Genomic DNA, 16,766 nt, shown 5'->3' on the forward strand with positions numbered 1-16,766 from the left:
AACAGGCAAAAATGTTAGATAATCTTAAAATACTGTTTCATCAGGGCAGACAATACATTCCTGATGTGACCGCTGCACAAGTTCCAGGTATATTCAAAGGCAGACCGGTAATCAGTTCTGAAATAATTAATGAAGCTGAGCTGGCAGAAATTTGCCCAACAAACGCTATCTCGACAGCCCCTGTTTGCATTGACTTGGGAAAATGTACCTTTTGTGGAGAGTGTGCCTTTGCGTTTCCAGGTAAAATAAAATTTACAACAGATTATAGAATCGCTACCAATGACCGTGGGAGGCTTGTGATAATGGAAGGAAGTGATAAACCCGTTGAGTTGAATCCAGAACTGATAAGAAAGGAAATTTCTAAATATTTCAGTGGCTCTTTAAAATTACGACAGGTATCAGCAGGTGGCGATAATAGCTGCGAATTGGAATTGAATGCCTGTGGAAATGTAAATTTTGATATGGGAAGGTTCGGTATTGAATTTGTAGCCTCGCCACGTCACGCAGATGGAATTGTAATTACAGGGCCTATAACAGAAAATATGGCCCAGTCATTACAGATTTGTTATGATGCAATACCTGCCCCCAAAATCATCATACTTGCAGGAATTGATGCTATAAGCGGAGGCATATTTGAAGGCAGTCTTGCGTTAAACAGAAGTTTTTTGTCGAAATATAAAATTGATTTGTATGTACCCGGCAATCCTATACATCCTCTGACATTTATAAATGGAGTGCTTGAACTTATAAGAAAGAAAAAATGAACAATGTTGGCAATCATACTGAAAAAATAACCGGAATAATACAAGATATTCTCATAGCTATTTTGATAGCCATTCCTTTCATTTTTATTGGATTTTCTACAGCTTTATTTGTTGGAGCGATAGTCGCCTCGATCCTTTTGATGCGAAGGACAATAAAAAATTTAAATCCAGGGCACATTAATGGATATAGAATTTTAAATAAGGGAAATGAATTAACCGTTCCGCCAAGAGTTGAGGTATTCGAAATTAGCAATTCAGCAACTTTCGAAATTCTATACAAATATGTAGAGGTATTGAAAATGATGACCATACGACCAAGTATCCTTATTATACGTCTTAACCGAATCTGGCATATTCATTCCAATGACGCTGATATACTCAGCAAAGTAATAACTAATCTGTATGTAGGAAAGATTAAAATTTGTTTATCAGATGTAGATATAAATCTTGAACGGCAGTTAAATACATATAACCTCCTACAAAAGATTGGAAAGGACTTTGTTTTCTGTTCGATTGATGATGCGATAAGATATGCTGAAAAAAGTTTCGATAACCACTAATAGAAAAAAAATGGGCACGAAGCCCCAATAATTCTTAAAAGGGCTAACTAACTTTATTAATAATGAAAAATGAAATACGACAAAATGTTGATTCTACTTCCAGGTTAACGCTATCGATCCTGCAAAAGTTAAAAAATGAAGGTTTTAAATATGTACAGGTGAAAGGTTTAACTCAGGTAGGCGCTTAGACTATATGGCACCACCGCTTTATTCTGTTGGTGCCAATTAAAGATATACCGGAAGATATAAGGAAGAAGGACATATATGAGCCAATCAACAGTCAGATATTAATTGATTGGGCTGAATTTTCAAATGATGGAATTGAAGTATTGATTGCCTCACGTTATTAAAGAGTTGAATTTCTACTATATCCCAGTCATTCAAAATAAAGCATTTCTTTTTAATTGGAACCTTCTTAAAATAGCTTAGTGAATTATGAAAGATAAATGTAACCTGTTATACATAGAAATGCAGAAAGGTATTAACCGTTGTTTACAACTACCATTGCCTGAGATTGAACAATTAGAATGTTGTTGCCGGATTTGTATAAATTATTGGGACCAATTAAAAGCATGGATAAGGGTAAATAATCACATAATTGAAAATAGAAAAATAGATTTTTTCAAAAATTGTAAACCTAAATTTACCGGGTTGATTGAATACTATATGCAACGTTGCCAGGCTATATTATTCCTGCCACAAGATAACAAAGAAGAAAAAATTCAATTTTGGCAAAGAGAGTTAACCAAGATTAAGCATTTTTTCAATGAACATAAAGAGTTTTGTGAATATTATATCAAAGGGGACACAGATAGAGATTATATTTATTTTATGAATAATGATAGTAAGGAAGGTTATCACAAAAAAAGAATATATACTTCGGATAAACAAACCTCATCACCCTATGATTATCTGACAGCTACCTTACTTGCATATCAGCAATATGAAATATACGTTAGTGATCAATTGAAAATTTTGGATGATGCTGGGAACGACTTGGCCAACGAACAAATGAACAGCATACAGAAGAATTAGAATTTAAATGTTTAAACTTACCAAGGCCGGTTTTATTAGACAATAGCCCCCTTATTTAAAAGCACTTGTAGATTTAACCATTATGTTGCCATTACCCGGCCAAACGGTTCTCTGGTAGTGCTACCGAATAAACTTTGGGTGATTTTTTTCGTTGTATCGCTTCGTCTATCGGGTGAGATAAAGCTTCTTTATTTAGTACTGTTCACAAAAATCATTTTCAGATAACCGATTGCAGGGGCTACAATTTTATGGTGCAAATTTTGGTGCAAATAAAAAAGCAGCTACATCCAAATGATTGTAACTGCTTGATTCTCTTGCTCCCCCTTCAGGACTTGAACCTGAGACCCTCTGATTAACAGTCAGATGCTCTAACCAACTGAGCTAAGGAGGAATATGTGTTCCATTTCAGAACTAATTGAAAAACCGGCAGTTATTTACTACCTCTCTTCCGAAATGGGCAGCAAAAATAAGGAATTTCTCATTTTAAAAAACACCTGGTCAAAGAAAATCGGGGAATTAATTTAAAAAAATTTCTTCAAAGAGAGCCGCCCATATTTCCTATTGATCTTTTAATCACCTTGTTGGCTTTTTCCAAGCCTTTTCTCAAAAATCACAACCACCCAAACAACCCGCCATCAGGCATACCCACAAAAATCGCCTCTCCCCGCACCTCAACCGGATACGTCTTCAAATAATATCCCTCCCCACTCGTATTGCGGCCATTTTTCAAACTGAACTTATACCGGTGCACCGGGCATACCACATTGCCAACGGCATCAATATACCCTTCCGACATAATACCACTCGCATGCGGACATTTATAAGCAAAGGCATACCACGCCGACTGGTGGCGTGCAAGGCAAAGCTTTTTACCTTTTACTTCCACCACGGCAATGCCCTGCCCGTTGAACAACAGTTCAGATGAATGCTCCGCTATTTGATGGTACTGGTACTTTTTTTCCGTCATGCAGGTAGGTTCTGGGGGAACCGCCATTATAAAAAGCCCGTTCTGTACGGGTACCGGATGGCGTATAATTCTTTAACCTTATTTAAAATGGTGTTTCGCAGTTCCTCAATGTTCGTTCTTTCAGTGGCCGAAATAAAAACGCAATTACCCTGTAACTGGTTTTCCCAGCGTTCTTTGAGGTCTACCAGGATTTCAGATCGCACTTCTTCTTCCAGCCAGGGATCAAACGTGTTCTTTTCGTACTGGTCCATTTTATTGAAAATGGTGATCACCGGCTTGTCGATCACATTCAATTCCTGCAGGGTTTTATTTACCACTCCTATCTGGTCTTCATATTGTACATGCGAGGTGTCGGCCACATGCAGCAGAATATCTGCTTCGCGCACTTCATCGAGCGTGCTTTTAAAACTTTCTACCAGGTGGTGCGGCAATTTGCGAATGAACCCCACCGTATCACTTAATAAAAACGGCGTAGTCTCAAACACTACTTTGCGGGTAGTGGTATCAAGCGTGGCAAACAATTTATTCTCGGCAAACACTTCACTCTTTGCCAGCAGGTTCATGATGGTGCTTTTGCCCACGTTGGTATAACCTACCAGGGCTACCCGAATAAATTCTCCGCGGTCTTTCCGCTGGGTAGATGCCTGCTTGTCAATTTCGCTCAGGCGTTTACGCAACAGCGCTATCTTTTCGCGCACGATACGGCGGTCGGTCTCAATTTCCGTTTCACCGGGTCCCCTGGTTCCAATACCGCCTCCTAACCGTTCCAGGTGCTTCCACATACCTCGCAGGCGCGGCATCAGGTACTGGTATTGGGCCAACTCAACCTGTGTTTTGGCCTGGGCGGTTTTTGCCCGGCGGGCAAAAATGTCCAGAATAAGGTCACTGCGGTCGATGGTCTTCACTTCCAACACTTTTTCAATATTGGTGATCTGCGACCCGCTAAGCTCATCATCGAAAATTACAATGTTGATATCGCGTCCTTCGATGTAGTTTTTGATCTCTTCCAGCTTTCCCTTGCCCACAAAAGTGCGGCTATCGGGGTGGGGCAGTTTTTGGGCGAACCGTTTTACGGCTTTGGCGCCGGCGGTTTCTGCCAGAAATGCCAACTCGTTCAGGTATTCAGTAACCTGTTCTTCGGTCTGTAATTTATGTACCAGTCCTACCAGTACAGCCTTCTCTTCTTTTTGAATGATATTCTTCTTGTCTAACAATTCCTTCAGTTTTCCGTGCAAAAGTAAGCTGAAAAACCGGAAATGGGGGCAGCGTTTAACGGTTCCGGTCTTTGGCTGGGGATTTGGTTCGCCCGGTAGGCGGCTGCAAAGCCGGAAATGGGGGTACCGGTTATGGTGCTTTGTTTAGAATCTGGTGCCCGGTGGCGGCCGCAAAACCGGAAATGAGCGCAGGGATTGCCGGTTCTCGTCCACTTGGTTGGGATCTGGTTGGGGAAAGGTGGAGGTATATTTAGACAAGGAGCTGAAAAACACGTAATAAAGGTTGAACAAAGACCTGATAAAGGGAATGTTCTTATCAAGTCTTTGTTTGGTCTTTGTTATGTCTTTGGTTGGTCTTTGTTTGATACCCTGCCAAAGACGCCACTACCTTGGGTGAAAGCCTTCAGCCCACGTTTATCCGGAAATACCGGGCAAAAAAAATCCGGAAGAATTTCCCGCCTGTGCGGGATCTTCTTCCGGATCGAATATTTTGAAATTATGTTCTAATACGGGCTGGCTGGAACCGCTGCCCGATCTACAGGCCGCTGATAGTTATACCTATCTGGAATGGTCGTATATTCTGTAAGCCTGAGCTGGTAGGGGCTGCGCCATCTTTAAACAACTGGTTCACCTGGTACATACCGTAAATGCCAAACACACCTTTACTAATGCGGGCGGTAACTGCCAGGCGGGTAGTATTAAAGTAGCGTTTTGATTTTGTTTTTTCAGTATACGTGAGAATGGTTCCGCCTTTACTGTTCATCAGGTTCTTACCTTTTGTCATGGCGCTTAACATGGTTCCCACTTTTGCACCAATGGCCGCTTTCCAGCTTTTATTGGTGTTTTCAGGATCAGCCGCAAACCGGAGTTCAACAGGGATTTCCAGGTAAGTGGTAGCGATCTTGTATTTTTTGAAGTAGGTAGAATCTTTTTTAAAGGACAGTGTGTTCGAATTTTTACCGGCAATATCTATGGTCTGTTTATCGAGGTAGAAATTGTCGGTTCCCAAACCCGCACCAATGCCCACACTAAACCGGGGATTGGTTTTGAAGGGGAAGTCGAACATAAAATACATATTAAAACTGCGGGGAATACCCTTGGTGTTAATAGTATCTGGTATAGATGCCCATCCATTGTACCCCAATTGCATCATGAAGTGGTCATTAGGCCGGTTGGCGAGGTTGACCTTGCTCCAATCCCTTTTCTTTGTTGTAGGGGCAGGTGCAGGAGCTGGTGCTGCTGGTTTTACTATAGAAGAGTCCTGTGCAAATAATGGAAGTACAGATGCCAATGCGAGGGAAAGCGTAATCAATTTTTTCATACTGTTCTCAAATGATTGTCAAAAGTATCTTTCACAGGGTTAATGAAAGGTTAAGGTTACAAAAAAGCCCATAGCACTGCCATGGGCATAATGAAGTAATGGTTGACTTTTTTGCAAACTTGCCCCTCCCGATAGCTATCGGGATATCGGGAAACAATACGTCAAATAAGGAAATATGCACTACAGAGGCCCTGTTTAAATCGACCAGTAATCCGGCGACTTGTGTAAGGAACACCCTAACCCCTCCCGATAATTATTTTGGAGAGAAAGCCAACGATGAAATAAGAACTGTGTGTGGACCCTGCTGGGATCGAACCAGCGACCCTCTGATTATGAGTCAGATGCTCTAACCGTCTGAGCTAAGGGTCCAATCCGCGACTTTCGTCGGGGACAAATATCTTGAATTAAAGAGCTTTTCGTTTCAAAGAGCAGCAAAATTAGAAAAATTCATTCAGTACCCGGCAGAAATCTCATTTAATTTTTTAAATTACCTGGTGCAGCAGCTTTCGGGTCACCATTTTGGTCTTTTAACCTGACGATTAGCGTTTTTTTATTATGCTTGCCAGCCCTCATATTCAGGATCTGCAACAGCGAATTGCGCTATATGACGACCAGTCCGCCTATAAGGAATTGTATGCCCTTTTCTATAAGTCGCTTCAGCAATTTGCCATTTCATTTGTGCGCTCGCCCGAAGTGGCCGAAGAGATCGTTTCTGACGTATTTATAAAAGTGTGGAAAAAAAGGGCTGGGCTGAACCGTATCCATAACCTTAAACTATACCTTTTTATCAGCACCAAGAACGGCGCCCTTAATTACCTCCGTACGCAAAAGAAAGTTTTCCTGCAACCCGAGCAATACCTTGTTCAGCTGCAAAGCATTTATTTCAATCCCGAAAAACTGATGCTTACCGCTGAAATGATGAACCGGGTGCAAAAAGCCATCAATGACCTGCCACCCCGCTGCCAGCTTATTTTCAAACTGATAAAAGAAGATGGCCTGAAGTACCGCGAAGTGGCCGAATTACTGCAAGTGTCCCTGAAAACTGTTGAAAATCAAATGACTATTGCCATCCGAAAAATTGGGCAGGCCATTCATTTCGATATTCGTACCACCCTGTCATCCTAAGCTACACGCCGTGGTGGGGAAGCAGGGTTCACCAACGGGCGAATGAGACGTGAGGTCCCATACCATTTGATAACTGGTTAATTCAAAAAAATTCTGGATTCCTTTGGGGGTATGCTTTTTAAAGTAGTGTCCTTATGAGTATATACTATTTATATACCCATGAGCAAGGAGAGAACCTGGTTTTTAATTGGTAAAAAACTGGCTGGTGAGGCAAGCGCTGAAGAATTGAATGAATTGGAAGGACTGTTGCGTAGCGATCCTGATATGCATTATGCCCTTCAAAACATAACTGACTTATGGAACCTGCATGCACCGCCTGTTAACAATGAGACGGAGGATGCATTTGACCGTCATCTCAACCGGTTGAAAGCAGCTGGTGTAAACTGGGACCAACCCGAGGACAACGAATTACAACCCGACTTTACAAATACTCAAAAACGTTCCCGAAAATCATTAGTGATCATCAGTATAGCTGCAGCCGTGCTCATGGCCACCAGCATATACTGGTATAATTCTGTAACCAAACGTACAACGGCATCCCGCCCTTTTGTAGCCGCTCATACCGCCGAAAAAAATGAAGTGAGTACCCGCAATGGTTCCAAATCAAAGATCATCCTGCCCGATGGGTCAAAAGTTTGGCTGAATGCCGGCAGCGTGCTTACCTATAATAAAGATTTTGGCGGCGAAATACGGGAAGTAGACCTCAGTGGCGAGGCCTTTTTTGAAGTAATGCCGGCTGTTTCGCCTGCAACCGCACAAAAGATCCCATTCATCATCCATACCCAACATATTGATGTGCGGGTGCTGGGCACAGCCTTTAATGTAAAATCGTACCCCGGCGATAAACAAACCGAAACCAGCCTGGTTCATGGCAAGGTAGAAGTGCTGATCCATGACCGTCCCGAACAAAAGTTCACGCTGCGCCCCAATGAAAAACTGGTTGTAATGAATGATGAGGAAAGCGCACCGGTAACCAACAAAAAAAGCGCAGCGAATAATGAACCCTTTGTTTCATATAGCAAATTAACCTATGCCAAAGCCGATAGTCTGGTGGTTGAAACTGCCTGGGTGCAAAACAAGCTCGTCTTCGATAATGAATCTTTTGAGGATGCGGCCCTTAAAATGGAACGCTGGTATAATGTAGAAATAACGTTCAGCGATGCCAAAATAAAGGAGGTCCATTTCTCAGGAAAGTTTGAGAACGAAACTATACAACAGGTCCTGGATTACCTGAGCGTGATAGGGCCTTGTCATTATTCCATGCAGGGTAATAAAATAATTATAGGGAGTTGATTTTTTAATCAAAACGATTGCCAATGATTGATAACAATAGTTCTTAAACCTTAAACAAAAGCGGAACCTCATTGCAGTGAGATTCCGCCAGGTAAATACAGGCTGAAATGCGATTTCCTGTTTAAGGCACAGGAAACACCTATTATTTAACCTTCCAATTAACAAAGTATGAAAAAAAACGGAATTCTGCTGAGTTTCGGCAGGGACCCGCTTTTGCAAAAGTTCCTCCGCATTATGAAGCTTTCATTCGCTATAATACTGCTTGGTTGTCTTCATGTTGCTGCCGGTGGCTTCTCCCAGAACAGGATAAGTGTCGATTTTCAATCAACACAATTAAAACGGGCATTGGTATTAATTGAAAAGAAAAGCAATTTCCGGTTCCTGTATAACGAAAGCCTGGTAACCAATGCACCCCGCATTACTTTAACTATGGTTAATGCTGAAGTAACAGATGTATTGCAACGTGTGCTTGACAATACCGGATTATCGTTTCAATTAATGGCTAATAACCTCATCATCCTGAAAACAGGTATGGCTGTGAGGCAGGATATAAAGGTATCGGGCCGGGTAACCAGTACCAGTGGCGAACCCGTTGCCGGCGTTTCGGTGTTGGTTCGAAATACCAGCATCGGCACTACAACCGATGGCGCCGGAAATTATGCATTGACGGTGCCCGACAGTGCCATCCTGGTGTTCTCATCACTGGGTTTCGAAACCCAGGAAATACCAGTCAATGGCCGGGCATCTATTAATGTTAGCCTGAAGGCTGCAGAAGCTGCTTCGCTGCAACAGGTAGTAGTGATCGGGTATGGTACCAGCACCCGAAAAGACCTCACGGCACCTATTGGCGTCGTGAATCCTGAAGACCTTAATAAACGAACAACGGCCAGTCCCATGCAGGCGCTACAGGGTAGTGCCACGGGTGTGCAGGTAGTTACTACCGGAGCGCCAGGCGGTACACCAACGGTGCGCATCAGGGGCGTTGGTTCTTTTAATAATACAAATCCATTGTATGTGGTCGATGGCATGTTTGTCGATAACATCGACTTCCTCAATACCAACGATATTGGTGAAATGTCGATCCTGAAAGATGCCTCTGCCGCTGCCATCTACGGTGTTCGGGCAGCCAACGGCGTGGTGATCATCACTACCAAAAAAGGAAAATATAATATGAAGACCCGGGTAACCTACAATGGTTACTTCGGCGTGCAGGTGCCAACCGGTAAGTTCAAGCTGGCGAACGCCTCCCAGTATTCGGCCATGGAACTGGCCAAACAAACAGCTTCCGATTCGGCCAGGGTAAAATTATCAGTTTCAAAATTTGGCGGTTCCGGATTAAATCCTTCAACCAATACCGACTGGTACGACGAAATATTTCAACCATCCGCACTCATGCACAATCACAGCATTGATTTAGCCGGCGGTTCAAATAAAGTAAACTATACTGTTGGGTTAAATTACCTTTTTCAGGATGGCATTCTCGATGCAGAGAACAATTACGCCAGGTATAACGTGCGCTTTCAAATGGAAGCCAAACCATACGATTGGTTAAAGCTAGGCATCACCAGCATATACAGTAATTCGGTACAAAGAAATCCCAATAATGATGCGGTAACGCTGGCCTATAAAGCTTCGCCTTTGTACCCGGTATTTGATAATACCAACACATTGGCCACTCCTAAAAAATACGCCACCTCCACTTCCCTGGGATTTTCAAATGGGGTATTCAATAACCCGGTAGCTGCTGCAGATTATTGGTACGACAGAACAAAAGGTTTTCAGATCTTACCTACCATATATGGGGAAGCCGATCTCATGAAAAATAAACTCTCCTTCCGCTCCCAACTCAGTCAGCGGTACGCTTCAAACCTGAACCAGAATTATTTACCGGCGTATTATGTTGATAACAACCAGCAGTTGGCCAAGTCGGCATTGACAACAACCGAAGACCGGCTCGAGAATTATATCCTCGACAATTTGCTCACCTATAAAGGAAGTAAAGACAGTCATCATTGGACGGTGCTGCTGGGCCAGTCGGTACGGGAAGAACGGTACCGCAGTACCCAGGTAATAGCCGACAGTGTGCCCAGCCAGCAGGAATTCTGGTATGCCGATCAGGGTGTGCGACGCACCAATGGTTACAACGAAACCGGCTATAGAAATGGCTCTGCCTCTTTTTTTGGAAGGCTGAGTTATGATTATGCCGGCAGGTATTTACTCACCGCTACTTTCAGGGCCGATGGTACCTCGAAATACCAGGATAAATGGGGTTATTTCCCCTCTGTTGGTTTGGGCTGGGTGATCTCTGATGAAAGCTTTATGAAGGGCCAAAAATTGTTCGACCTGTTAAAGGTTCGTGGTTCCTGGGGCAAGCTGGGTAACGATAACGTAAACCCAAGTACCGGCTATGCGGTTGTATACAGCGGAAATGATTACTCAGGCATATTTGGAAGCACTGGTTCTACTTATGGCACACCCGTTACCGGCTACCGTATTGATCCGGTATTTGGAACTGTGGTTTGGGAAGTGGTAACAGAATGGGACGGTGGTATCGATTTTTCGCTGTTGAATAAAAGATTGAAAGGATCAGTGGATTATTACCACCGGCAAACCGACAAGCTGGCTTTTGAAAGGAACATCCCGTTTATCAGCAGTATAAAGCAATATGGGAACTGGGGTAAATTAAATAACAGCGGTTTTGAAGTAATGCTGAACTGGGCCGATAAGATAGGCGACTTTGGCTATCAGTTAGGCGGTAATCTCACAACTATCAAGAACGAAGTGGTTGACCTGCTGGGTTTGAAAAACCTGCCCGGCGGTATTGCAGAATTCCCGACCTTATCGCGTGTAGGCGACCCATTTAATTTCTTCTACGGATACCAGGTGGCAGGCATTTATCAAAACCAGGCAGAAATAAATGCGGATCCCATTGCTGTGGCCAATAACGTAAAACCCGGTTACTTCAAATATCTGGATGCGAATGGAGATAAAGTGCAGGATGATCTTGACCGGGTAAACCTGGGAAGTTATATACCAAAAGTTACCTATGGTTTTAATATTGGTTTTGATTATAAAAATATTGACCTCAACTTCTTCTTCCAGGGTGTGGGTGGCAATTCAATTCTGAACTATAACCGTTCTACCCGGCAAAAATTTCCGGACATGAATGGTGATGAAAAATTTGTTACCAGCTTGTGGACGGGTGAAGGTTCTACCAATAAATATCCTTCGGCTATTGCTACCACGCAAAGCTGGAATAATTACGCCAGCTCATTTTATGTTGAGAACGGCGCTTATTTACGCCTGCAGAATATACAGCTTGGTTACAATTTCAGGGTGGGAAAAACAAATGCTGCCTCGTTCAGGATCTATGCTACAGCCGACCGGCCACTTATTTGGACAAGATACACAGGTATAACGCCTGAAGTAGCAGCGCCGGCGCAATTACCAAAAGACCGGGCAGCCGGTCCATCTAATACGCCAGCGACATTTACCTCAAATTATGGGTACGACAGTAATGTGTATCCAACAACGGCCGTATACTCCGTAGGTGTTAGAATAACTTATTAATCTTAATTACGAAGGTTATGAACAAGCTTAAATATATTATACTTCCTTTACTCGTGCTTGCCGCAACGGGATGTAAGAAGTTTCTCGATCGCGATCTGGAAGACAGGCCCAGAGGTACTTCCATTGATTATACCCTATTAGGCGGCATGTATTCACCGGTTTCAGGTGTTTACAGAACTGCAAGCGGCGAAAATCCCGGCCTGGTTCACTGGATGGATCTTGGAGTACGTGCTGTCAGGGGCGATGATGTATCGAAAGGTTCCAGTACCAACGACCAGGCTACGTTGACTGATATCAAGAATTTTCAGAACAGCAATCCCGGTGTGGTTTCTTTCTGGGGCACCAATAACTACTGGAACGATCATTACGGGCTGGTGTTGTATTGTAATGAGGCATTGAACGACCTTGACAAGTATCGTGCAAACATTCCTGATGGGGATGGCAGTAATCTTGCATTGTATAATCAGTACAGGTTCGAAATAAGGGTCATCAGGGCAATAGCTCATTTACTGATCTCCCGTGTGTTTGGCGATGTTCCTATTCTTAAAGACAATATTAATTTGGCGCAGGTAAAAAAGAGCACGGTGCTCGAAGTACGGCAGTGGATCATTTCTGAAATGGATTCTGCCGTTGGTTACCTCGAAGATGCCCGCCCCAACCAGGCAACCCATAAAGGGGCGGTAACAAAATATACAGCTCTTTTATTGAAGGCAAAAGCCGCTGCAGATGCAGCGGGAAATGATAATGGAAGTCCATATTGGGATCAGGTGCTGGCTGCCACCAATGACATCATTAACAGCAATAAATTCTCCCTGTATCCCGACTTTTATCAACTCTGGAAATTACCCGGTAAACTGAGTGATGAATCGTTATACGAATTGCAGTTCTCTGATTTTGGCACCAGCAGTGGTACCGCAGTTTCACCCGGCGTGTTTTTTATATTTCAGGGACCAAACGGTGATCAACACGGAAGCAAGATCGCCGGCTGGGGTTTTATGCAGCCAACTGATAATATTGTAACTTTCCTGAACAGCCGCAACGATTCGGTTCGTTTAAAAACGAGCATATTGTTTGCCGGTGCTGATGGATCAACCTTTGTAACCACGCCCAGTGGTGATAAAATATATGGCAATTCGAATGGACAAACCCGGTTTATGGGTAAGGCTTACCTGCCCAGTAACCAAATGACTCCGGGAAGGACTGATTATGGATCCAATAACAATGTGCGAATGCTGCGCTATGCCGATGCGTTGTTATTAAATGCCGAAGCAAAAGTGCGTAAGGGACAGAATGGCGATGTGCCTTTCAACCTGGTTCACCAGCGGGCAAAATTAAGTGCTGTTACAGGCGTAACCCTGCAACAGGTACTCGATGAACGCCGGGCCGAATTTGCCTGCGAATGGTGGGGCGAACGGTATAATGATCTAATACGAACAGGTCAGGCCGCTACCGTACTGGCTCCCCAGGGTTTTGCCGCAGGTAAGGAATACGTTCCGGTTCCAACCGCACAAAAAGATCTTAATCCGAATTTGTAGCCCGTACCCCCCAGTACCAAAATCAAACGCTACGCCCATAATGATACGTTGCAGGTTATCCGTAATAACAGTTGTAATTTCTTTTTTATTGATCCGTTGCACCAATACCCTGAAACCAACGAATTCGGAAGCCAGGTTCACTCCGGATGATGAAGAGTTGTTCACCGCTGTTCAGCACCAGACATTTCAATATTTCTGGGATGGGGCGGAACCGAATAGCGGAATGGCAAGAGAACGAATTCATGTCGACAATGTTTATCCCGAAAAAGATCAAAACGTTGTTACCAGTGGTGGAAGTGGCTTTGGTGTAATGGCGTTACTGGCTGGCATACACCGTGGTTTTATTACCCGCAATGAGGGCCGGGAACGGCTCGAAAAAATAGTGCAGTTCCTGAAAACAGCCGATCGCTTTCACGGAGCCTGGCCACATTGGTTTTATGGTAAAACCGGTAAGGTAAAACCCTTCGGCCGTAAAGATGATGGGGGCGATCTGGTTGAAACTTCTTTTCTGATGCAGGGACTGCTTTGTGTGCGGCAATTCTTTATAAACGGCGATTCAACTGAAAGGGTGCTTTCTGCAAACATCGATACTTTATGGCAGGGGGTGGAATACGATTGGTACCGCCATAATGAAAATGTGTTGTACTGGCACTGGAGTCCCCATTACAATTGGGAAATGAATTTCCCGGTTCGGGGTTATAATGAGTGCCTCATTATGTACGTACTGGCGGCCTCATCGCCTACCCATGGTGTTCCGGCTGAAGTATACCACGAAGGGTGGGCACAGAATGGCAAAATTGTTTCACCCTGGACCGTATTTGATTATCCGTTGCAATTGTATCACCAGGGCGATTCGCCGTATGGCGGTCCGTTGTTCTGGGCACATTATTCGTTCCTGGGGCTCGATCCGCATGGATTAAGAGATCGATACGCCGATTACTGGATGGAAAATAAAAACCAAACGCTCATCAATTATGCCTGGTGCATAAAAAATCCCAAATACTTTCAGGGCTATGGTCCCGATAACTGGGGCCTAACGGCCAGCTATTCTGTAAAAGGATATGCCGCTCATGCGCCGGGAAAGGATGCTGACCTGGGTGTAATATCACCTACAGCAGCCTTGTCATCCTTTCCCTATACGCCACAACTATCCATGCAGGCTATGCGGCATTGGTACAACGACATGAAAGATAAGCTGTGGGGGCCTTATGGTTTTTATGATGCGTTTAGCCAAACCGCCAACTGGTACCCGCAACGCTACCTCGCGATAGATCAGGGCCCGATTGTTGTAATGATGGAAAACTATCGCAGTGGTTTTTTATGGAAGTTGTTTATGAGTTGCCCCGAAGTAAAAGCAGGATTGAAAAGGTTAGGGTTTACAAGTCCGTATTTTAAGTAGCCCGGAGCGCTTGGGCGTCCTGAGCGCAGTTGAAGGATAGAAGGATCGAAGGGTCGTAGGACCAGGCCAGATGCCCTGAGCGCACTGAGTGTCCTCTGCGCCCTGAGCGGAGTCGAAGGATAGAAGTGCCGGGGTGCTCATAAAATAACTGCTGCATGTTTACAAAACTGATCTATACCTGTTTTTTAATAGCGGCTATAGTTCCGCAGGTTTTCCCTCAAAGCAAGGATGAAAAGGGTGGGTCTCTTACAAACAGGAGGCTCACCCCCAATCCTATCGTTACTGCACACACCTTTTGCAACCCCATAAATATCGATTACGGCTATACGCCCATTCCCAATTTTACCGAATGGGGTAAGCACCGGGCTACCGCCGACCCGGTGATTGTGGTATATAAAGGCGATTATTATTTATTCAGCACCAACCAATGGGGCTATTGGTGGAGCAATGACATGTGTAACTGGCACTTTATATCCCGCTCGTTCCTGAAGCCCTGGCACAAGGTATATGATGATCTTTGTGCACCGGCAGTGTGGGTGCAGGGCGATACCCTGCTGGTGTTCGGTTCAACCTATTCTACCAATTTTCCCATTTGGATGAGCACCGATCCCAAAGCAAATACCTGGAAGGAAGCCGTAGATTCCTTTGCCATCGGCGGCTGGGACCCTGATTTCTTCCTCGATGATGATGGCAGGCTGTATATGTACAATGGCAGCAGCAACCGGTATCCGTTATATGGGATAGAAATTGACCGAAAAACTTTTTTGCCTGCAGGCACGCGCAGGGAAATGTATTTGCTAGAACCGTGGCGTTATGGCTGGCAGCGCTTTGGCGAATACCTCGATAATACCTTCCTGGACCCATTTATTGAAGGCGCCTGGATGACGAAATACAACGGTAAATATTACCTGCAGTACGGCGCACCCGGCACCGAATTCAGCGGTTATGCCGATGGGGTTGTGGTAGGGGAACATCCTTTGGGGCCATTTATACCCCAATCGCTCCCCTTCAGTTATAAACCTGGCGGCTTTGCCCGCGGCGCCGGTCATGGCGCTACCTTTAAAGACAATTACAACAACTGGTGGCATGTTTCAACCATTGCCATTTCGGTGAAAAATAATTTCGAACGGCGCCTCGGCATCTGGCCGGCCGGTTTTGATAAAGACGATGTCCTTTACATGGATGCTGCGTTTGGCGATTACCCACATTATTTGCCGGGGCAAAACGGTGGGGCGGGCCGGCGGGAGGCTAAAGATAGCGAAGCCTTCTTTACTGGCTGGATGCTGCTCAACTACAATAAACCCGTAACCGTTTCATCTACCCTTGCCAGTTATTATCCTAATTTTGCCGTGGACGAGAACATCAAAACCTACTGGAGCGCCGCCACCGGCGACAAAGGCGAATGGATACAAACCGATCTGGGTAATATAAGTACCGTAAGGGCCATTCAGATCAATTATGCCGATCAGGATGTGAATTTCCTGGGCAAGCAACAGGGCATTTATCATCAATATAAGATCTATCAAAGCGCCGATGGTAAAAAATGGAAGTTGCTGGTTGATAAAAGCAACAACCGCACTGATGTTCCCCACGATTATATCGAACTCGGCAATCCGGTTCAAACCCGGTATATAAAACTCGAAAACGGGCATATGCCCGGCGGAAAATTTGCCATCAGCGGGTTGCGCGTATTTGGTACTGGTAACGGCAGTAAGCCCGATAGTGTGAAACAGTTCATTGTATTACGAACCGAAAAGGATAAACGCAGTGCCTGGCTCAAATGGTCGCCGGTGGGCAATGCCTATGCGTATAATATTTACATGGGCATAGCTCCTGATAAATTATACAATTGTGTAATGGTGTACAGCAGCAATGAATATTACTGCAAAGCCATGGATAACCAGCAACCTTACTATTTCTGCATTGAAGCAGTCAATGAAAACGGGGTATCGGCAAGAAGTAAAGTAATGAAAGTTGAGTAGC

General features: G+C 44.3%; 13 protein-coding genes and 2 tRNA genes. 10 read left to right on the plus strand and 5 right to left on the minus strand.

Translation table 11 applies throughout. The features are described 5' to 3' along the window. The first annotated feature begins 11 nt into the window (after positions 1 to 11). The 4 genes from A3860_RS05590 to A3860_RS05600 all read left to right on the plus strand — a co-directional run bounded on the left by A3860_RS05590 (position 12) and on the right by A3860_RS05600 (position 2,359). The gene (locus A3860_RS05590) at positions 12 to 764 is read left to right on the plus strand and encodes an NADH-quinone oxidoreductase subunit B family protein (protein ID WP_081145570.1); all 753 of its coding nucleotides are present in this window, start codon (positions 12 to 14) and stop codon (positions 762 to 764) included. Further along, positions 761 to 1,324, plus strand: a complete 564-nt coding sequence (locus A3860_RS05595) for a SulP family inorganic anion transporter (protein ID WP_081145571.1) — start codon at positions 761 to 763, stop codon at positions 1,322 to 1,324. Before A3860_RS05590 ends, A3860_RS05595 begins: the two co-directional genes overlap by 4 nt. Positions 1,325 to 1,386: 62 nt before the next feature. Beyond that, positions 1,387 to 1,512 (plus strand): hypothetical protein, encoded by a 126-nt coding sequence (locus A3860_RS42060; RefSeq protein WP_262497283.1) that lies wholly within the window; start codon positions 1,387 to 1,389, stop codon positions 1,510 to 1,512. Between the two features lie 247 nt (positions 1,513 to 1,759). Beyond that, entirely contained in the window at positions 1,760 to 2,359 is a 600-nt protein-coding gene (locus A3860_RS05600; RefSeq protein ID WP_081145572.1) for an RteC domain-containing protein, read from the plus strand. A 317-nt stretch (positions 2,360 to 2,676) separates the two neighbouring features. On the opposite strand, the gene A3860_RS05605 is transcribed toward A3860_RS05600, so the two are convergent. From A3860_RS05605 to A3860_RS05630, 5 genes are all read right to left on the minus strand, one after another. Then, a tRNA-Asn gene (locus A3860_RS05605) sits at positions 2,677 to 2,750 on the minus strand. Positions 2,751 to 2,969: 219 nt separating this feature from the next. Beyond that, complete coding sequence (locus A3860_RS05610) at positions 2,970 to 3,326, minus strand: Rieske (2Fe-2S) protein (RefSeq protein WP_081145573.1); 357 nt, start codon at positions 3,324 to 3,326, stop codon at positions 2,970 to 2,972. A gap of 26 nt (positions 3,327 to 3,352) precedes the next feature. Then, positions 3,353 to 4,540, minus strand: a complete 1,188-nt coding sequence (gene hflX, locus A3860_RS05615; RefSeq protein WP_081145919.1) for a GTPase HflX — start codon at positions 4,538 to 4,540, stop codon at positions 3,353 to 3,355. Positions 4,541 to 5,075: 535 nt separating this feature from the next. Beyond that, positions 5,076 to 5,861: an outer membrane beta-barrel protein gene (locus A3860_RS05625; RefSeq protein ID WP_081145575.1), complete on the minus strand. Its 786-nt coding sequence runs from the start codon at positions 5,859 to 5,861 to the stop codon at positions 5,076 to 5,078. 295 nt (positions 5,862 to 6,156) lie between these two features. After that, a tRNA-Ile gene (locus tag A3860_RS05630) sits at positions 6,157 to 6,230 on the minus strand. A gap of 186 nt (positions 6,231 to 6,416) precedes the next feature. Between A3860_RS05630 and A3860_RS05635 the strand changes: the two genes are divergently transcribed. From A3860_RS05635 to A3860_RS05660, 6 genes are all read left to right on the plus strand, one after another. After that, positions 6,417 to 6,986, plus strand: a complete 570-nt coding sequence (locus A3860_RS05635; protein WP_081145576.1) for an RNA polymerase sigma-70 factor — start codon at positions 6,417 to 6,419, stop codon at positions 6,984 to 6,986. A 159-nt stretch (positions 6,987 to 7,145) separates the two neighbouring features. Beyond that, on the plus strand, positions 7,146 to 8,279 hold the full coding sequence (locus A3860_RS05640; protein WP_081145577.1) for a FecR family protein: 1,134 nt from the start codon (positions 7,146 to 7,148) through the stop codon (positions 8,277 to 8,279). 168 nt (positions 8,280 to 8,447) lie between these two features. Further along, on the plus strand, positions 8,448 to 11,849 hold the full coding sequence (locus A3860_RS05645; protein WP_081145578.1) for a TonB-dependent receptor: 3,402 nt from the start codon (positions 8,448 to 8,450) through the stop codon (positions 11,847 to 11,849). A 17-nt stretch (positions 11,850 to 11,866) separates the two neighbouring features. Beyond that, on the plus strand, positions 11,867 to 13,384 hold the full coding sequence (locus A3860_RS05650; protein ID WP_081145579.1) for a RagB/SusD family nutrient uptake outer membrane protein: 1,518 nt from the start codon (positions 11,867 to 11,869) through the stop codon (positions 13,382 to 13,384). A 40-nt stretch (positions 13,385 to 13,424) separates the two neighbouring features. After that, complete coding sequence (locus A3860_RS05655; RefSeq protein WP_081145580.1) at positions 13,425 to 14,783, plus strand: glucoamylase family protein; 1,359 nt, start codon at positions 13,425 to 13,427, stop codon at positions 14,781 to 14,783. Positions 14,784 to 14,938: 155 nt separating this feature from the next. Continuing rightward, positions 14,939 to 16,765, plus strand: coding sequence for a family 43 glycosylhydrolase (locus tag A3860_RS05660; protein ID WP_081145581.1), 1,827 nt, complete (start codon positions 14,939 to 14,941; stop codon positions 16,763 to 16,765). Position 16,766 lies beyond the last annotated feature (1 nt).

It is taken from the genome of Niastella vici, assembly GCF_002077945.1.
GTDB classification, from domain to species: Bacteria; Bacteroidota; Bacteroidia; order Chitinophagales; family Chitinophagaceae; genus Niastella; species Niastella vici.